This is a genomic window from Streptomyces djakartensis, from assembly GCF_014651075.1.
GTDB classification, from domain to species: Bacteria; Actinomycetota; Actinomycetes; order Streptomycetales; family Streptomycetaceae; genus Streptomyces; species Streptomyces djakartensis.
This window is the reverse complement of the sequence record NZ_BMWE01000008.1, coordinates 77,232-95,249: the sequence shown is the minus strand read 5'-3', so window position 1 is coordinate 95,249 and position 18,018 is coordinate 77,232. Positions and strand designations below refer to the sequence as shown.

Genomic DNA, 18,018 nt, shown 5'->3' with positions numbered 1-18,018 from the left:
CACGGCGGCGGCAGTGGCCCTGGGCATGGCGGCACCGTTGGCAAGCGCCACGGCCGCTGAGCGAGACGCCGCGCCGAGGCTGGCGGTGAGCGCGGCTGCCGAACCGGAGACCGGGCTCGACGCTCTGGAGAGCCTGGACGAGGAGACGGCCTTCGCCGGTCTGGAGGAGGCCCTCCAGACCGTCGCCGATATCCCCGACGAGGTACTTCAGCAGGGGCAGGCAGCCACCGAGCAGTGGCTTCGGGCCCGCCTCGGGGACACGGCCGGTGAAGGGCGCTTCCAGACGATGAAGTTCGACGCCGGCGGATGCGCCCGCGGCATCCTGCTGGCCGTGGGGTCGAACATTCTGGCCATCGGGAAGATCTACAAGGTCAAGAAGGCCATCGACAAGCTCGGCGGCATCAAGAAGGTCGTCAAGAAGATCCAGGACAAGAAGAAGCGCGGCAAGAAGAGCTTCAAGAACGCGATCATGGAGGTGTTCGAGGAGTCCGGAACCGGCATAGGCGCGATCGCGGCCGAGATCCTGGGCGTGGACCAGGTCATCAAGAACTGCTGGTAAGTAAGCCCAAGAACTGGGAGACGCACGATGCACACGGTTGCGACAACCCTGCAATGGGGTTTCCTCGTCGTCGGCTTCGCCGTACTGGGCGCCGCTCTGACGAGTTCCGTGCGGATGAAACTCTCCGGCGCCGGGATCGGCAAGGTCATCGAGAACGTCGAGGACCGCTGGTTCGGCGCGGGATCGGTACTGCTGGCGCTGCTCGCCGGCGCGGGGGCCATGATCGGCGCCGGACGCCTGTCCGGTCGGGGGGTCGGCCTTGACGAGGCGGCGTTGGTCGTCTTCCCGCTCGCCCTGGTGGCGGCATTCGTGGTGCGCAGGCTCACCGCACGGTACGGGTACGGGACCGCGGCACGGGCGTCCGGACTGGTGCTCGTTCCGGCCCTGCTCGGCGCCGTGATGTCGGCCGCCGGCTGAGATCGCGCGTCCACATCGGTGGCACGGGCCGCTGGAGACCACCTCAGGTCTTCGGCGGCCCGTTGCGCATGTCTCTGCGAAACGGCAAGTTCCTCAGGCCTCGGCCCGGTGCCGCAGGGCTGTCGTCCCTCCCTGCAGCCAGACCTTCAGGTGTGAGGGACGCTCGGCGTCCATGTGCACCGTGTTCGTCGCTGTGGCGGTGCGGCGGGCTGTGGCCTCCGGCTCGCCCGTGTTGGTGTTGACGTCGAAGCGGGGGAAGTTGCTGGAGGAGATGTCCAGGCGGATGCGGTGGCCGGTGGCGAAGAGGTTCGCCGTGTCGGGGGCCGTCACCTCGATCTCGTAGACCTTGCCGGGGGTGAGCGGCTCCGGGTGTTCCCAGGAGCGGTGGAAGCGGCAGCGGACTATGCCGTCCGTGAGGTTCATGGCGAAGCCGTGGGGATAGTCGGCGTTGGGCGGGTGGACGTCGATGAGTTTGATGGTGAAGTCGGTGTCGGGAGCCGAGGTGGAGATGTGGAGCCGTGCCGAGACCGGGCCGGCCAGGACCACGTCCCGTTCCAGCGGAGGTGTGGTCAAACTGATCACGTCCGGGCGGGAATCCAGGGGCAGGTAGGGCTCGCGGGCTCCGTAGACGCGGGCGTCGGGGGCGTTCTGGTCGTAGGCGCCGCCCGTCATCACCGGTTCGCCCGAGGTGACCTGGCCGCCCATGGTGGGGACCGGGTGGCGCGGGTCGAAGTCGTAGGTGACGGAGGCGGCCGGTGCGGTGGGTGGCGTGGTGGACAGGCCTCCGGTGGTGGAGAAGTAGAGGTTCACCGGGGACGTCGAGGCCGGGGGCCAGTCCGTGTCCGTGCGCCAGGTGCCGCCGTGGCGCATGCGGCCCGCCGCGTCGCGTCTGCCGTCGCCTCCGCCCATGAGGAAGTACCGGACCGCGGGGTAATCGTCTCCGCCCGCCGCCTCGCGGCCCAGTGCCCGGTCGAACCAGCGGCGGCGGAACTCCAGGTACGAGGGCGCCAGGTTGCCGTCGAGGGTCGCGCGCGGTCCGAAGTCCACGTCCCCCGAGTGCGTCTCGCAGCGGTGGCCGTGCGTCCAGGGGCCCATGACCAGGTAGGAGGGGGCCGACTTCAGTTTCCGCAGCGCCGTGAAGTTCTCGATCGTGGAGCGCACGTAGGGGTCGTACCAGCTGCCCAGGTGCAGGCTCGGCGCGTCCGGGAAGCGGTCGTAGAAGCCCCGGCCGTAGATGGCGGGGGTGCGGTAGTAGTCGCCGAAGGTGTCCTGGCGCCACTGCTCCAGCAGGTAGTTCTCGTAGGCGGGGAGGTGGCGCAGCGGTGTGCAGCCGGGGCGCCACGGGAGTGCGGCGAACCAGCCCCTCACGTCCACCCGCAGCAGTGCCTCGGACAGCACCGGGTCCGCCGCCGCCTCGGGACTGTGCGGCGCGTGCCGCAGGGCCCAGGTCACCTGCTTCAGTTCGAAGGCCCCGCCCATCCGCAGCCCCGCGTCGTACGCGGAGGAGAAGCCGCCCGAGTCCTGGAACATGGCCGCCAGGCCCTCGGCCCCTTCGGCCGCCGCTGCCGCCTGGCAGTGCGCGGAGTAGGACACGCCGGTCATGACGATCCTGCCGTCGCACCAGGGCTGTTCCCTGAGCCAGGCGATGGTGTCCGCGCCGTCCGGGCCCTCGCCCAGGTACTTCACGAACGTTCCCCCGGAGTCGCCGCGGCCACGGCAGTCCTGCCGTACGACGTGGTAGCCGGCGTCGGTGAAGTGGCGGGCGATGTCCTCGGGGCGCGGGAGCGGCGCGCCGGCGCGGTCCTGGTCGGAGCCGCGCTGGGCGCGCCGGCCGTACGGGGTGCGCTCCAGGAGCACCGGCAGCGCGGTCGACTCCGGCACGGGTGACGCCGAGTACAGGTCCGCGGCGAGACCGACGCCGTCCCGCATGGGGACGCGCAGCGTGCGGCGCCACAGGGTGCCGTCCTGGAGGGCTTCCGGCCGGTCGGGGCGGGCCGCGGTCTCGGGAGGTGCGTCGTACGAGGTCACTCACGTGACGCTAGGCAGTCCACCGGGGCGGGGGCGATCAGTTGACGTCATGAGGTCAACTGTGGCGCCGGACGGTGACGGGAGCGGACGCGGGTCCTACTGTGCAGCGCAAGCAGGACCTACCGTCCCGGTTTCTCCGCTTCCTCCCTTTCCTCCCCTTCTCTCTGCTCTTCCTTCGATTTCTCCCTTTGCTTCCCGTGGATGTCCTCTCCCTCCCCCTCTGCACAGGAGCCCGTCATGAGCACACCCGTCTATCGCACCCAGGAGGTGCAGGCCCCCGAGCCCGGCGAGGAGGGGCGTGGATCCCGGATTCTCGACCTGGTCGAGCGGGCGGGGAACGCGTTGCCTCATCCGTTCTGGCTGTTCTGGATCCTGGGCGGGGTCGTCGCCCTCGTCAGCTGGGTCCTGAACCTGTCGGGGCTCCGGGTCGAGGATCCGTCCTCGGGTGACCTGGTGGGCGTGCGCAGCGCGCTGTCGGTGGATGCGGTGCGGGACCTGCTCACCGGAGCCGAGGAGTCCTTCGTCACCTTCGGACCGCTCGGCATCGTGCTGATGGTGATGCTCGGCGTCGCGGTGGCCGAGCGTTCCGGGCTCTTCGAGGCGCTCGCCCGCCGGATGCTGTCGGGGCTGTCCCCGCGGTCGGTGGTGCTGGGGGTGGCCCTGGGCGGTGTGCTGGGGAAGTTCCTGTCGGACTCCGCGTACGTGGTCCTGATCCCGCTGGGGGCGGTGGCGTTCCGGGCGGTGGGGCGCTCCCCCATGCTCGGCATGATCGTGGCGTTCGTCTCGATCAACGCCGCGGGGGACGCGAACCCGCTGATCGCGCCCGGTGACGCGCTGTTCGCCTCGGTGGCCACCGAGGCCGCTCAGCTCGTCGGCAAGGACGTGGTGGTCCGCGCCACGGACAACATGTACTTCACCACCGTCTCGGCGTTCGTGCTGGCCGCCACCATCGCCCTCGTCGTGGACAAGATCCTCGCCAAGCGGGAGCACCGGCTGACCCCCGACCCGGACCTGGAGGAGGCGGCGGCGCGGCAGGTCGTCGCCGCCGGGGTCGACGACACCACCGAACTGCGGGCCCTGAAGCTGACCGGAGTGGCGGCGCTCGGCTACGCCGCGCTGGTCGTGCTCGCGATGGTGCCCGGCTCGTCCCCGCTGCGCGGCGAGGGGGGCGCGATCGTGGAGTCCACCTTCATGGACGCCATCGCCGTCTTCCTCACCGTCTTCTTCCTGCTCGTCGGCACCGTGTACGGGCGGCTGACCGGGCGGATCAGAGGCAGCCGCGCGATACCGGAGTTCATGGCGGACGGAGTGCGCTCCATCGCCCCGCTGCTGGTGCTCTTCTTCGCCGTGTCCCAGTTCCTCGCCCTGTTCAAGTGGACCAACATCTCCACGGTCGTCGCGGTGGAGGGCGCGGACCTCCTGAAGCAGCTGGGCGCTCCCCCGCTGGTGCTGTTCACGCTGCTGATCGTCGTGATCGCGCTGATGAACCTGCTCATCACCTCCGGCTCCGCCCTGTGGACCCTGGTCGCCCCGGCGCTGGTGCCGATGCTGATGCTGCTCGGCACCCACCCGGCCACCACCATGGCGCTCTACCGGATCGCCGACTCCTGCACGAACTCCATCACCCCGATGAGCACCTCGTTCATGCTCTGTGTCGGCTACCTCCAGACCCTGCGCCGCAAGGCCGGCATCGGCACCCTGGTCTCCTTCACCCTGCCGGTGGCCATGATCATGCTGGTGGTCTGGGTGCTGCTGTTCTTCGCCTGGTACCTGCTGGGCATTCCGCTCGGCCCGGGGGCGCCGGTGCGGTAGTCCCGCCTTACGGTGACAACGTGAGCATCGTCCTCGACCTGGGAGGGCTCGGCCCGGCGGACCTCGTGGCCGGGCCCTGCGCGCTGTCGGAACTGATGGCGAGCCTGCACGTGCTCGCCGAACCCGAGCACCACCCGGAGGCCGCCGGCTGGGCGTCCCGCGCCGCCGCGGCCGACCCCGGGCTGCGCGAGGAGCTCCTGCTGTTCGCACCGCTGTGGGCTCGCTTCCGCTGCCGCCTGTTCTTTCCCCTCGCGGTGCCGCTCGCGGCGAGCCTGGACGAGGAGCTGACGGCGATCGCCGCGCTGCCCGCCGAGGACTTCCTGGAACTGGTGGCGCCCGGAGTCCTCGGCACCACGTCGGTGCCCGTGCCTCCGGTCCGCGAGCTACGCCCCGGCAGCACCGCCGCGGAGGACTACACGCGCCACTGTCTGCGCCGCTCCTACGCCCGGGGTGAGCTGGCACGGCAGCTGGTGGCGGCGCCGCTGGAGCTGCGCGACCGGCTGCTGGCGGTCCTGCGGGCCGCCGACACGGCGTTCTTCGCCGAGGACTGGCGGGCCCTGCGGCCGGTCCTGGAGGACCACGCGCGGGAGGTACGCCGACGGCTGGCGGCCCGGCCGCCCGCGGACGTGCTCGGCGAGTTGCTGCCGACGGCGTCCCGGGTCGGGCCCGGGGAACGGGTGCGGCTGGACAAGCTGCAGATCGACGAGGTGAAGGTGGCCCCGCGGCCCCTGGTGCTCGTCCCGTCCGCCCGGGTGTGGCCGCATCTCACGGTCAAGCACGAACACCCGTCGTGCGTGGCGGTGCAGTACCCGGCGCCCGCCGCCTCCCCGGGCGGGCAGCTGACCGTGCGGGATCTGCACGACCGGCTGATGGCGCTGACCTCGCCCGCCCGGATGGAACTCTGCCGCCACCTGCTGGGCGAGCCCATCACCACCTCGGAGCTCGCCGCCCGGCTCGGCTCCAGCGAGCCGCAGGTGTCCCGCGCGCTCAGGACCCTGCGCGAGGCGGGGCTGGTGCGGTCGACTCGGGACGGGAAGCTGGTCCGTCACCGGCTCGCCACGGACGTCATCCGGCGGCTGGGGCACGACGTGCTCGCGACGGTCGCGCGGTGAGACGGCCGGGTGGCGTCCGGCCGCCTCTCCCCCGTGACGGGTGAGGCGCCGACGCGGAGCTTCGGATGGCATGGGCACCGTGACCCGCTGGCGTGCTCTGATCGTTCTGGGCACGGCCCAGTTCCTGATGGTCCTGGACACCTCCGTCATGAACGTCTCCATCAGTCAGCTGGTGGCGGACTTCGACACCGAGGTCACCGCCATCCAGGCGGTCATCACGCTGTACGCGCTCGTGATGGCCGCCTTCATGATCATCGGCGGCCGGTTCGGGGACATCCTGGGACGGCGCCGTGTGTTCCTCCTCGGTCTGGCCGTCTACGCCACGGGATCGGCCGTGACCGCCCTGGCCCCGACGCTGTGGGTCCTCACGCTGGGCTGGTCCGTCGTCGAGGGGCTCGGCGCCGCCATGGTGCTGCCGGCCATGGCGGCCCTCGTCGCCGAGGCGTACCGCGGCAGGGACCGGGCCGTCGCCTACGGAGTCATCGGCGGTCTCGCCGGTGCGGGCATCGCGGTCGGCCCGCTGCTGGGCGGCTGGGTGACGACGTACCTCACCTGGCGGCTGGTCTTCGCCGGGGAGGTCGTGATCGTGGCGGCCATGCTGTGCGCGCAGCGGGTCGTCCCGCGGACCGGCCGGGAGGGCCCGCCGCCCCGGCTGGACGCCGTCGGTGCCGCGCTCTGTGCGGCCGGGCTGGGGCTCGTGGTGCTCGGTGTGCTGCAGAGCAGCACATGGGGATGGCTGCAACCGCGCAACCCTCCCTTCACGGTCCTGGGCTTCGCGCCGACGCTGTTCGTGGTCGGTGCGGGAATCGCCGTGCTGGGCGTGTTCCGGTACTGGGAGCGGCGGCGCGAGGAGCGGGGCGCGGATGTGCTGGTGCACATGGCGCTGCTGGGCAGGCCGCCCCTGCGGGCCGGGCTGCTGACGCTGCTGAGCCAGAACCTCGTCCTGCTCGGGCTGTTCTTCGCCATCCCGCTGTACCTGCAGGTGGTGCAGGGGTTCGACGCCTTCGAGACGGGGCTTCGGCTGCTCCCGGCGTCGGCGGCCATGCTCGTGGTGGCCCTGTCCGGGGCCTCGCTGGGGCGACGGGTGGGGCCCCGCCGGGTGGTGCGAGTGGCCCTGGCGACGCTGGCCGCGGCCGTCGTGTGGCTGCTCGCCACCATCGATCCCGTCATCGACGACGCCCAGTTCGCCGGTGCCATGGCGCTGCTGGGCGTGGGCATGGGGCTGCTCGCCTCGCAGTTGGGCAACGTCGTGCAGTCGAGCGCGGGCGAGGACGAGCGCAGTGAGGCAGGGGGGCTGCAGTTCACGGCCCAGAACCTGGGATCGGCACTGGGCACCGCGCTCATCGGGTCGATCCTCGTCGGCGCTCTGGCCAACGCCTTCACCTCCCAGGTGGCGGACGACCCGCGCCTGTCCGAGGAGGCCCGCAGGCAGACCGGGGTGGCGCTCGAAGCCGGCATCACCTTCGTCCCGACCGATCAGGTGCGGTCGGCGGCCGAGCGGGCCGGGCTGCCGCCGTCCGAGGTCGAGGCCCTCGCCGACTCCTACGCCTCGGCACAGCTCGACGGCCTCCAGGCGGCGATCCTCGCCACCGGCGGCATCGCTCTCGCCAGTTTCGCGGTGACGCGGCATCTGCCGAAAGGGCCCGCGGCGCCTTCCCGGCCGCCGGCCGCGGGAGCTCCGGCCGGAGGCGTCCGGTCGGGGCACTGAGCGTCGACGCGCCGGGCGTCGGGCGCGGTATCCGAAGGAGGCGACCCGTGCGCAGAACCCGGTCCACCGCCACGGCGGCGGCACGTGCCGAGCGGCGGGCTCACACCGACTACACCGGTGGCGTCTACGGCTCGCTGCTCGCGGCCTCGGTCGTGATCGGCGCCGGCACCCTGGGGTCCTTTCCGCGCGCCGAGCTGGTGGGGCTGCTGCTGCTCACCGGCGTGGTGTTCTGGGTCGCGCATGTGCACGCCCAGCTGTTCGGGGCGCGGCTGACGGCGCGGGGCCTGGACCGCCGGACCGTGCTGCGGGTGTGCCGCGACGAGTGGCCGATCGTCAAGGCCGCCGTCCCGCCGGCCGTGGCGGTGGCGATCAGTCCGCTGCTGGGTCTGGACGTCCAGGGCACCGGCTGGCTGGCGGTGTCCGTGGCCGTGGCCGGGCAGGTCGGCTGGTCCGTGGCCGCGGCACGGCGCGCCGGGGCGTCCTGGCGTCTGGTGTGCGCCACCGCCTCCGTCAACCTGCTGCTCGGTCTGCTGATCATCGGCTTCAAGCTCGCCCTCAAGCACTGAGCCGGGTCACCTGTGCCGGGTGAAGCCTGTGACGGCGCCGGGGCCGAGTATCGGGGGAAGGCGTTGCAGGCCGCCGCTCCCCAGCCATCCGTGGGAGAACAGCTCATGCGCTACGAGATCCGCGTCGCGGGACACATGTCGGAAACGCTGACCAAGGCGTTCCCCGAGCTGGCGCACGTGCTGGTGTCCGACCAGACGGTCCTGTACGGGCCCGTCGTCGACGAGGCGCACCTGTACGGGCTGCTGGCCCGGTTCCAGTCGCTCGGCCTGCGCGTCGTGGAGATGCGGCAACTGCCGGAGACCTGACCCGGGGCTGTACGCGGGTCACCCGCCACGGGTGACCCGGCCGTGGCGGGAGCGCTGGACGCTTGGCTTGCCAGGTCCTCGTACACCGCCCCGGCGGGCGGTGCAGGGGACGACTCGCCCGAAGCGCGCGAGGAGGAGCCATGGCCGCGTCGTCCGGTCCGGCCACCACGGACTGACTCGCGGGCGCCGACGACCGCGCACCGGGACGCACCCGGCCGAAGGTGTCCAGGACGAGGGGAGCCCCCATGGCCCCGGAGGCGACCCCCGCTTCGCCGGAACCCGGAGGAGCGGGAGACACCGGTGGCGAGCAGCCCCGCCGCCACACCATGACAGCGCAGCAGCACGCGGAGTACGAGCGGCTGCGCCGGGCCGCCGCCGTACGTCACAAGGGGCTGCGCCGCGCCGTCGCTTCGGTACTCCTGCTGCTGGCCCTGCTGCTCGCTCCCCTGGCCGTCGTCGCGGCCTGGGTCGACGACACCGTCTCGGACACCGACCGGTACGTGGAGACCGTCGCGCCACTGGCCTCCGACCGGGCCGTGCGGAACGTCCTGATCGAGCGGCTCACCGACCGTGTGGTGGCCAACGTGGACGTCGAGGCGGTGACGGAGGCCCTCTCCAGGCAGCTGCAGCAGGCCGGGGCGCCACCCGGCGTCGTGGAGGGGGCCGAGTCCCTCGCGGGGCCGCTGCGTTCCGCGGTCAGGGGCACCGTCGAGCGCATCGTCACCCCCGTGATCACCAGTGATGCCTTCGAGCAGGCCTGGAGGGAGTCGAACCGGCTGGCCCACGCCACGGTGATGAGCGTGCTCACCGGTGAGGGCGGGGGCGTGGTGCGCGCCGAGGGGGAGAACGTCCAGCTGGACGTGGGGGTGGTCGTGGACCGGGTCAGGGAGCGGCTCGTCGACTCGGGCTTCGACCTGGCCGCCGCCATCCCGGACAGCGACCGGACGATCACCCTGTTCCGGGCGGAGGAGCTGGACCGGGTCCAGGGCGCGTTGCGGCTGCTGGACGTCGTCGGCGTCTGGGTGCCCGTGGTGACCGTGCTGCTCGCCGCGGCCGCCGTGTGGACCGCTCCGTCGCACCGCCTCATGCTGCTGATCACGGCCACCGGCGTGGGCGTGATGATGGCGCTGCTGCTCGTCGCGCTGGCCGTCGCACGCCGGATCTACCTGGATTCGGTACCGCCCTCGACGCTGCCTCCCGACGCGGCCTCGACGATCTACGACACGTTCGTCCGCTTCCTGCGCGACAGCACGGTCACGCTGCTGGTGGTCTCCGTGATCACGGCGCTGGCGGCGTACCTGTACGGTCCGGGGCGCCTCGCGCGCGCTGTGCGCCGGACGGCGGACCGGGGCAGCAGGGCCGCCGGCCGTGCGCTGGAGCGGTCGGGGGCGCGCACCGGGGCCATGGGACGGTGGCTGGCCGGACACCGGGCGTGGACGACCGGTGTCGTCATCGCGGCGGGAGTCCTGGCGCTGCTGCTCTGGAACGTGCCCACGGTCGGCTCGGTGGCGCTCGTCGTCGGTCTCGTGCTGGCCGTGCTGGTCGTCCTGGCGGTCCTCGCGGCCGCCGCGGGCCCGGTGGCCGGGCCGGAGGACCGGGCGGCGACGCCGTGAGCCGGACGTCGGCCGTCGTGCGCGACGGGCAGGTTCACCCGCGGCGGGTGAGGCCGCCCCGCACTTGCCGTGGGCACGCTGAGATTCGGCACGGAACCGCATTCCGCGAGTGCCCGGGACGCCCGGCGAGTGCCGGAACGGAGGAACGAACATGAGCGCGCAGACCTATCTGGCGTACGACTTCCCCCTGCTGAGCGCCTTCTGGACGATCCTCTGGGTCTTCCTGTGGGTCATGTGGTTCATCCTGCTCTTCCGGGTCGTCCTGGACATCTTCCGCGACGACGACCTGAGCGGCTGGGCCAAGGCGGGCTGGCTGGTGTTCTGCATCGTGCTGCCCTTCCTGGGCGTGTTCGTCTACGTGATCGCCCGCGGCAAGAACATGGGCCGCCGGGAGATGGCGCAGGCGCGGGCGCAGCAGGAGGAGATCGACTCGTACATCAGGCAGACGGCGGCCGGGACGGACCGGTCCAGCAGCGTCGACGAACTCTCGAGGCTGTCCGAGATCCGCGCCCGCGGGGACATCACGGACGAGGAGTTCCGCAGGGCGAAGGAGCTCGTTCTGGCCGGTCACGGCCAGGGGCGCGGTCATGGCCCGGGCGGCGGCCCGGCGGATACCACCGGCTCCACCACCCTCCCCACCTCCGGCCGCTGAGCGGCGAGACCACCCGAAACGAGGTACACGATGGCAGCGACACACACCCGGCCCACGCGCAGGGCCAGGCACACGGCGGCCGGTCTGGCCGTGTTCGCCGGCGTGATGCTCTTCCTGGTCGGCTTGCTCGACATCTTCAGGGGCATCATGGCCATCGCCGAGGACGACATCTTCGTCACGACGCGCAACTACGTCTTCGAGTACGACCTGACCGGCTGGGGCTGGATCCATCTCATCCTGGGCGCGGTCTCGGTGCTCGTCTCCCTCGGGCTGTTCCGGGCCGCGACCTGGGCACGGGTGCTCGGCGTGGCCCTCGCCGGCCTCATCATCATCACCAACTTCCTCACCCTGCCGCAGTATCCGATCTGGTCGGTCGTGATGATCGCGCTGTCGGGCTTCGTCATCTGGGCGCTGTGCACGGTACGGCCTGAGGACCTCTCCTAGGGCCGCGGCACCAGGGATCCTCAGTCGGTGCTCAGGCCGTCGATCAGGCGGTTGAGGAACCGGGTGAACGTGGCGTCGGGGGTGAGGGGGCGGGCGGGAGCCGCGAGTGCCTCGGCGAGTTCCGGGTGGCGGCCGTCCGCGGCGACCGCCGCGAGGTAGCGGGCTTCGGCCGCGACCCGGTCGGGGACCGGGTCGCGGCCCGCCGCAGGATCTCGTGGGCGACCAGCCCGGCGACGAACGCTGTGAGCTGGGCGAAGACCTCCAGCTTCGCCGCGCCGTCCAGCCCCGTGGGCCGCAGGGCGGCGAGTGCGCGTTCCAGGAACGCCAGGGTGTTGGGGCCGAGGCTGCGTCGGGCGGAGAGGGCGGCGGGCAGCCAGGGGTGACGGAACATCAGGTCGCGCTGGTCGTGCGCGACCGCCTTCCGGTCGGCGCGCCAGTCGCCGGTGAGAGCACATGATGCCGGCAGCTCGCCGCTGACGTGGTCGACCATCAGCTCCAGCAGCGTCTCCTTGTCGGGGGCGCAGCTGTAGAGCGACATGACCGCGGCCCCGACCTGTTGTGCGGCGACCCGCCGCATGGTGACCGCTTCGAGCCCTTCCGCGTCCGCCAGCGCCACGGCGGCCGCCGTGATCGCCTCCCGGCTGAAGGCGGGCTTGCGGCCCCTGCGGGGCTGACCGGGGTTCCGCCACAGCTGTTCGGGGTCGGCTCCCGTGGCGCCGGACCCGCCGTCAGGTGTCACGTTCCACACCGGCTCGTCACTGACGCTTCCCCACGGGGACGGGACACCTCGGAACCGAGCAGCGGCCGCGACTTAGGCCCGGACGCCGCGCCCGGTGATCCGGGGCGGTGTCCGGGCGGGGCGGCGGCCGGGGAAGCTGTGCGACAAGCGCACCATGCGGGTCAGTGCGCCGTCTCGGCCATGTCGCAGGTGTGGCACACCACCCTTCGTGCCGGGACACGGCCGTACGAGGAGCCCATGCCGATCTGGCGGGTGACCTGCACCTGACGTACGCGGGCGTGGTTCTCGCAGGTGGCCAGGCCACAGCGCGAGCACACACCGATGCCGGCGGTGTCGCTTCGTGCCTCCTGGAGGCAGTCGTAGCACCTCATGTCGAACTCCGGTTTCCGTAGGGGCCAGGCGTGGCGGCCAACCAACACGACAAACCCACCCAGGCCGCGCACACCCACTCAAGGGGCTTGAAAAGTAGAGCTTAAATTAGACTTTGTCAAACATAAGATTTGATCAACAACGCGATGCCGTCCGGGCCGACGCCGATCCCGGAAAGGATCCGAAAGATTCGAGTAGCGGAATGCCGCAATCCGCCCTGAATGTCCAGCGGAACGGGCCCGGTCCGATGGCTCATGACTTCAACAGGCCACTGAGCAGCGGTCGCACAACGTCATCCCGCCGGACCGCCAACGAATTTTTCGCAACAACCACCGAAACCGTTGACAGTTGGAAGAGCCGGCCCAACACTCCCGGATGACAGCGCACCCCCGTCACGACCCCACACGGACGAGGAGGAAGCACGCCCATGAAGCACGTTCTCAGCCACTTACGGCTGCTCGTCAGCAGTGCCTGCACCCTGCTGCTGGTCGCGGTCGCCGCCCTGGCCCTGCCGGGCACGGCCCACGCGGACACGGTGGTCGACCGGAACCAGACCGGGACCCATGACCGCTACTACTACTCGTTCTGGACCGACTCGCCGGGCACGGTCTCCATGACCCTCTCCTCCGGCGGCACTTACAGCACCTCATGGCGGAACACCGGGAACTTCGTGGCCGGTAAGGGCTGGAGCACCGGCGCACGCCGCACCGTCTCGTACTCGGGCACGTTCAACCCGTCGGGCAACTCCTACCTGACCCTGTACGGCTGGACGGCCAACCCGCTCATCGAGTACTACATCGTCGACAACTGGGGCACCTGGCGGCCCACCGGTCAGTACAAGGGCACGGTCACCAGCGACGGCGGTACGTACGACATCTACAAGACGACGCGGTACAACGCCCCGTCCGTCGAGGGCAACAAGACCTTCGACCAGTACTGGAGCGTGCGGCAGTCCAGGCGGACCGGCGGCACCATCACCACCGGCAACCACTTCGACGCCTGGGCCCGCGCCGGAATGCCCCTGGGCAACTTCAAGTACTACATGATCATGGCGACCGAGGGATACCAGAGCAGCGGCAACTCCCGCATCACCGTGCACACGGGGCCGTGACGACATGGCGGGCTCACACCGGTCACCTCGCGCCTTGATCACGAAGCTGGCGGTCCTCACGACTGCCACAGCCGCCACCCTCACGGCGACCGCCGCGACCGCCCCGACGGCCTCCGCGCAGACCGCCGCCTGCGGCGGCTACGTCGGACTCACCTTCGACGACGGCCCCTCCGGCAACACGACGCGGCTGCTCGACGCGCTCCGCCGGAACGGACTGCGGGCCACGATGTTCAACCAGGGCCAGTACGCCGCCGCCAACCCGGCCCTGGTCCGGGCCCAGGTGACGGCGGGCATGTGGGTCGGCAACCACAGCTACACTCACCCGCACCTGACCGGGCTGAGCCAGGCCCAGATCGACTCCGAGATCTCCCGCACCCAGCAGGCCGTGGCGAACGCGGGCGGCGGCACACCGAAGTTGTTCCGTCCGCCGTACGGCGAGACCAACGCGACGGTGAAGTCGGTCGCGGCCCGCCACGGCCTCACCGAGATCCTCTGGCACGTCGACTCACAGGACTGGAACGGGGCGAGCACGGACGCGATCGTCCAGTCCGCCGGCCGCCTCACGGGCGGTCAGGTCATCCTCATGCACGACTGGTCCGCCAACACCCTCGCGGCGATCCCCCGCATCGCCCAGGGGCTGGCGGCCCGCAACCTGTGCGCGGGAATGATCTCCCCGCAGACGGGCCGCGCGGTGGCCCCGGGCTGACCGGCCGAGCCACCGGCAGCCGGCCGGTGGCTCCCCGCCCGGCCAATCGGGCGGCACGGGCGGGTACTTGAGTACGCGTGCTCATGACGGCCCCGCCCGGCTGCCCCGACCATGGCCGTATGAAGAAACGGGGAATGCTTGTGTCCGGCGTCGCGCTCGTTCTCGGAGTGCCCGTCGCCGCCTGGGGACTGATGGGGCAGCAGAACGCCGAGGGACTGCCTGCGAGTGAACTCGACCACGCCTACCAGCCGTGGGGCGTCGGGGACGGTGTGGCCGCGGCGGCCGGGGGTGTCGCGCTGGTGCTGGCGGTGGCCGGTGCCGCGGCGCTCGTGCGGGGTGCGCGGCACGGGGACCTGGACCGGCGCTGGTGGGGGGTGCTCGGACCGCTGGTGGTCGTCGGGCTCATGGCCGGTGTGGGTCTGCGGATCCTGACCGCCGGAGTCGTCGGGGCCAACATCGGAGCCGGGCTGCTGATCATGTTCGGTTCGCCGGTCGCCGCCGCACTGGTGCTGTGGGCCCTGGGCCGGGGCGTGTGGCTGGCCACACGGGGGCACGCGGACGCCGACGGGACCGGCGGGACCGGCGGTCGGCGCCTGGGCGGTTTCGCCTCCGGCGGGGTGTGAAGGGCGGCCCGTCCTTCGTGGCCGAAACCCCACGGGGGCAGGGCGGCCGGTACGGCCGATGTCCGTACCGGACCGTGAAGTTCGCCTAGGTTGGTGGACCGGTCCCCCACCCCCCGCCCCAGGAGGCCCTGCCGTGCCCGACGACAGCCTGCGTGCCCGTATCGACACGTCCAAGCCGCACTCCGCGCGCTTCTGGAACTACTTCGTCGGCGGCAAGGACAACTACGAGGTCGACCGCGAGATCGGCGACCAGATCAAGTCGATCTTTCCGGGCCTGGTCGACGTGGCGGTCACCAGCCGCCGGTTCCTGGGGCGGGCCGTGCGGTATCTGGCCGACGAGCAGGGTGTGCGGCAGTTCCTCGACGTGGGCACCGGGTTGCCGACCGCCGACAACACGCACGAGGTCGCCCAGCGCGTCGCACCGGACGCCCGGATCGTGTACGTCGACAACGACCCGATCGTGCTGGCCCACGCGAACGCCCTCCTCACCAGCACACCCGAGGGCCGGACCGCCTATCTGGACGCCGACCTGTACGACCCCGAGGCCGTCCTGAAGGCCGCCGCGAGCACGCTCGACCTGTCGCGGCCGGTGGGCCTGATGATCCTCAACACGCTCGGCCACGTCGCCGACTACGAGCAGGCGCGCGAGCTGGTGCGGCGGCTCATGGCCGGGCTGCCGTCGGGCAGCCACCTCGTGATCAGCGACAGCACGGCCACGAGCGAGGGCATGATCGCGGCGTCCGAGGCGTACAACTCGAGTGGGGCGGTGCCGTATTACGTGCGGTCCGTGTCGGAGATCTCCGGGTTCTTCGAGGGGCTGGAGCTGGTGGAGCCGGGGGTTGTGCGGGTGCCTGAGTGGCGGCCGGGGCCGGAGGGTGCGGATGCCGGGGCCGGTGCGGTGGACGCGTACTGCGGGGTGGGGCGCAAGCCGTAGGGGGTCGTCCGGGCCGTCGTGCGAGTGCGGGTTCGCTGTGGCCGGTCGCGCAGTTCCCCGCGCCCCCAAAGAAGGCGTCTCAGCCCCTGGCCCGCGATAATCAGGGCATGGTCGAGCCACCCCCCGTCCCCGAGTCGGTCCGGCGGCTCCTCGGTGATCTGCTCGCGGTGGGTGAGGCGTACTCGCTCGTCCTCGCGGGTGGGTTCGCGGGGCTGGCGCACGGGCTGGTGGGGCGGGCCGGGCCGGACGTGGACGTCGCCACCGAACACCGCGCCGGGATGGAGGGCATCGCCGGCGCCGTACGCACCGGGCTGGTGGGGCGCGGCTGGCTGGTGCGGACCCTGGAGACCGGCCCCCTGGCCGCACAGTTCCACGTCACCGACGCGGCGACCGGCGAGGAGTACGAGGTCGGCGTCCGCAAGGAGGTGCTGTGGCGGCCGTCCGTGCCGACGGGTCTCGGACCGGCTCTCGCCTTGGAGGACCTCGTCGGCACCCGGGTGCGGGACCTGGCGGACCGGGGGCTCGCCCGCGACCTGGTCGACGTGCACGCCGCCTCGGCCCGCTGGAGCCACCCGGAGCTCGAGGAGCTCGGCCGCCGCCACTCCCCCGACATCTTCGACCTCACCGATCTCCAGGCCCGGCTGACCGGCACGGACTGGCTGGACGACCGCGCGTTCACCGTCCACGGCCTCGACGCCGAGGACGTCGCCGGGCTCCGCCGCTGGGCCCAGGAGTGGGCCGACGACATCGCGGAACGGCTCATCGAGGGCGAGGCCCCGGACGAGGAGTGACCGGGTCCTGGACGCGGCGACCGGCCGGCCCGGCACCCACCGCGGTTAGCATCCGCTCATGACGACTACCAACGGTTCCTCTCCCCTCGACGTCGAGATCGGTGCGCTGCAGGGCGGCTCCGCCGGCCTGTCCCAGTACACGGGCAAGGTGGTGCTCGTGGTGAACGTCGCCTCCAAGTGCGGCCTGACGCCGCAGTACTCGGGGCTGGAGAAGCTCCAGGAGCACTACGCCGAGCGCGGCTTCACCGTCCTCGGCGTGCCCTGCAACCAGTTCCTCGGGCAGGAGCCCGGCAGCGCCGAGGAGATCGCCGAGTTCTGCTCGGCGACGTACGGCGTGACCTTCCCGATGACCGAGAAGGTCGAGGTCAACGGCGAGCACCGGCACCCGCTCTACGACCGCCTGACCGGTTTCGCCGACGCCGAGGGGCACAGCGGGGACATCCGCTGGAACTTCGAGAAGTTCCTGATCGGCCGGGACGGCGAGGTCGTGGCCCGCTTCTCGCCGCAGACCGAGCCGGAGTCGCCGGAGGTCGTGGCGGCGATCGAGGCACAGCTGGCCTGAGCCGTTCCTCGTAAGGCGTTGACCTTGCCCCAAGGTCAGGGCCGAGCGTCCCCGTCATCGGGCGGAAGGGCCGCCCGATGACGGAGGATGCCGTGGTGCACGTACCGGACCGGGACCTGCTCACCATCGGGGCGTTCGCCGCGCGCGCCCGGCTGTCGGCCAAGGCCCTGCGGCTGTACGACCGGCTGGGGCTGCTGCCCCCGGCGCATGTCGACGAGGCCACCGGCTACCGCTACTACCGCGTCGGCCAGGTCGAACGGGCCCGGCTGGTGGCGATGCTGCGGCAGCTGGACATGCCGCTCGCCCGGATCGCCGAGGTGGTCGCGGCGGGCGACGGGCCGACGGCGGCCGGTCTGCTGGGCGCGTACTGGGCGGACGTCGAGGCGCGGGTGGCGGGGCAGCGGACGCTCGCCGAGTACCTCCGTGGACGACTGTCGGGGAGGAGCTCCGAGATGTACCAGAGGTTCGCGGTCGAGACGGTGGACGTGCCCGGGCAGGTGGTGATCAGCGAGACACGGCATGTGCTGGCGGGCGAGCTGCCGGCCTGGATCGGGGCGGCGCTGGGCCGGCTGGAGTCGGCGGCACGGGAGTGCGGCGGCGCCACGGCGCCGCCGTTCGTCGTCTACCACTCCGAGGTGTCGATGGAGAGCGACGGGCCGGCCGAGGCCTGCGTGCCGGTGGCCGACGAGGCGGCGGCCCGGGCGTGGGCCGAGAGGCACGGCCGGGTCCGGGGGACGAAGGTGCGGGTGGAGCCCGCCCAGCGGCTGGCCCGCACCCGGATCACCAAGGCACAGGTGGCTCACCCGCAGATCATGACGGCCTTCGAGGCGGTGGAGGAGTGGATCGCCCGGGAGGGGCTGGAGCAGGCGGGACCGTGCCGGGAGGTGTACTTCGCGGACTGGGACTCGGCGGGAGCCGAGGATCCGGTGTGTGATGTGGCGTTCCCGGTGAGCTGATCCCCCGCCG

Annotated in this window: 19 protein-coding genes and 1 pseudogene; 17 read left to right on the top strand and 3 right to left on the bottom strand. The window is 71.8% G+C overall.

The genetic code is table 11. The annotated features are described in order from the left end of the window. Positions 1-37: 37 nt before the first annotated feature. Positions 38-559 carry a hypothetical protein gene (locus tag IE212_RS15580; protein ID WP_229864346.1) on the top strand — a complete coding sequence of 174 codons (522 nt, stop codon included), beginning with the start codon at positions 38-40 and terminating at the stop codon, positions 557-559. Between the two features lie 27 nt (positions 560-586). Continuing rightward, positions 587-976 carry a hypothetical protein gene (locus tag IE212_RS15575; protein WP_190198429.1) on the top strand — a complete coding sequence of 130 codons (390 nt, stop codon included), beginning with the start codon at positions 587-589 and terminating at the stop codon, positions 974-976. A gap of 93 nt (positions 977-1,069) precedes the next feature. Here IE212_RS15575 and IE212_RS15570 read toward each other — a convergent pair whose 3' ends face one another. Beyond that, on the bottom strand, positions 1,070-3,004 hold the full coding sequence (locus IE212_RS15570; protein ID WP_190198428.1) for a CocE/NonD family hydrolase: 1,935 nt from the start codon (positions 3,002-3,004) through the stop codon (positions 1,070-1,072). Positions 3,005-3,241: 237 nt separating this feature from the next. Between IE212_RS15570 and IE212_RS15565 the strand changes: the two genes are divergently transcribed. The 8 genes from IE212_RS15565 to IE212_RS15530 all read left to right on the top strand — a co-directional run bounded on the left by IE212_RS15565 (position 3,242) and on the right by IE212_RS15530 (position 11,217). Then, the gene (locus IE212_RS15565) at positions 3,242-4,816 is read left to right on the top strand and encodes an AbgT family transporter (RefSeq protein ID WP_190198427.1); all 1,575 of its coding nucleotides are present in this window, start codon (positions 3,242-3,244) and stop codon (positions 4,814-4,816) included. Between the two features lie 20 nt (positions 4,817-4,836). Further along, the gene (locus IE212_RS15560) at positions 4,837-5,928 is read left to right on the top strand and encodes an ArsR/SmtB family transcription factor (protein WP_190198426.1); all 1,092 of its coding nucleotides are present in this window, start codon (positions 4,837-4,839) and stop codon (positions 5,926-5,928) included. 70 nt (positions 5,929-5,998) lie between these two features. Beyond that, positions 5,999-7,636 (top strand): MFS transporter, encoded by a 1,638-nt coding sequence (locus IE212_RS15555; protein ID WP_373301392.1) that lies wholly within the window; start codon positions 5,999-6,001, stop codon positions 7,634-7,636. 47 nt (positions 7,637-7,683) lie between these two features. Next, the gene (locus tag IE212_RS15550) at positions 7,684-8,202 is read left to right on the top strand and encodes a hypothetical protein (protein WP_190198425.1); all 519 of its coding nucleotides are present in this window, start codon (positions 7,684-7,686) and stop codon (positions 8,200-8,202) included. 105 nt (positions 8,203-8,307) lie between these two features. Then, positions 8,308-8,508, top strand: coding sequence for a DUF8691 family protein (locus IE212_RS15545; protein WP_190198424.1), 201 nt, complete (start codon positions 8,308-8,310; stop codon positions 8,506-8,508). A gap of 245 nt (positions 8,509-8,753) precedes the next feature. Next, the gene (locus tag IE212_RS15540) at positions 8,754-10,121 is read left to right on the top strand and encodes a hypothetical protein (RefSeq protein ID WP_190198423.1); all 1,368 of its coding nucleotides are present in this window, start codon (positions 8,754-8,756) and stop codon (positions 10,119-10,121) included. 151 nt (positions 10,122-10,272) lie between these two features. Then, the gene (locus tag IE212_RS15535; RefSeq protein WP_190198422.1) at positions 10,273-10,773 is read left to right on the top strand and encodes an SHOCT domain-containing protein; all 501 of its coding nucleotides are present in this window, start codon (positions 10,273-10,275) and stop codon (positions 10,771-10,773) included. A gap of 30 nt (positions 10,774-10,803) precedes the next feature. Beyond that, positions 10,804-11,217: a DUF7144 family membrane protein gene (locus IE212_RS15530; protein ID WP_190198421.1), complete on the top strand. Its 414-nt coding sequence runs from the start codon at positions 10,804-10,806 to the stop codon at positions 11,215-11,217. A 20-nt stretch (positions 11,218-11,237) separates the two neighbouring features. Here IE212_RS15530 and IE212_RS15525 read toward each other — a convergent pair. Both IE212_RS15525 and IE212_RS15520 read right to left on the bottom strand, forming a co-directional pair. Next, a pseudogene (locus IE212_RS15525) lies at positions 11,238-11,956 on the bottom strand (TetR/AcrR family transcriptional regulator C-terminal domain-containing protein). A 161-nt stretch (positions 11,957-12,117) separates the two neighbouring features. After that, complete coding sequence (locus IE212_RS15520; protein WP_190198420.1) at positions 12,118-12,327, bottom strand: DUF2180 family protein; 210 nt, start codon at positions 12,325-12,327, stop codon at positions 12,118-12,120. Between the two features lie 425 nt (positions 12,328-12,752). Here IE212_RS15520 and xynA point away from each other — a divergent pair, with 425 nt between their 5' ends. The 7 genes from xynA (at position 12,753) to IE212_RS15485 (ending at position 18,008) form a co-directional block, all read left to right on the top strand. After that, the gene (gene xynA / locus IE212_RS15515; protein ID WP_229864345.1) at positions 12,753-13,436 is read left to right on the top strand and encodes an endo-1,4-beta-xylanase XynA; all 684 of its coding nucleotides are present in this window, start codon (positions 12,753-12,755) and stop codon (positions 13,434-13,436) included. 4 nt (positions 13,437-13,440) lie between these two features. After that, entirely contained in the window at positions 13,441-14,142 is a 702-nt protein-coding gene (locus IE212_RS15510; protein ID WP_190198419.1) for a polysaccharide deacetylase family protein, read from the top strand. A 119-nt stretch (positions 14,143-14,261) separates the two neighbouring features. Next, the gene (locus tag IE212_RS15505) at positions 14,262-14,765 is read left to right on the top strand and encodes a hypothetical protein (RefSeq protein ID WP_190198418.1); all 504 of its coding nucleotides are present in this window, start codon (positions 14,262-14,264) and stop codon (positions 14,763-14,765) included. 133 nt (positions 14,766-14,898) lie between these two features. Continuing rightward, entirely contained in the window at positions 14,899-15,699 is an 801-nt protein-coding gene (locus IE212_RS15500; protein ID WP_190198417.1) for an SAM-dependent methyltransferase, read from the top strand. Positions 15,700-15,806: 107 nt separating this feature from the next. Beyond that, complete coding sequence (locus tag IE212_RS15495) at positions 15,807-16,490, top strand: hypothetical protein (protein WP_190198416.1); 684 nt, start codon at positions 15,807-15,809, stop codon at positions 16,488-16,490. A 58-nt stretch (positions 16,491-16,548) separates the two neighbouring features. Then, positions 16,549-17,052 (top strand): glutathione peroxidase, encoded by a 504-nt coding sequence (locus IE212_RS15490; protein WP_229864343.1) that lies wholly within the window; start codon positions 16,549-16,551, stop codon positions 17,050-17,052. A gap of 77 nt (positions 17,053-17,129) precedes the next feature. After that, on the top strand, positions 17,130-18,008 hold the full coding sequence (locus tag IE212_RS15485; protein ID WP_190198415.1) for a MerR family transcriptional regulator: 879 nt from the start codon (positions 17,130-17,132) through the stop codon (positions 18,006-18,008). Positions 18,009-18,018 lie beyond the last annotated feature (10 nt).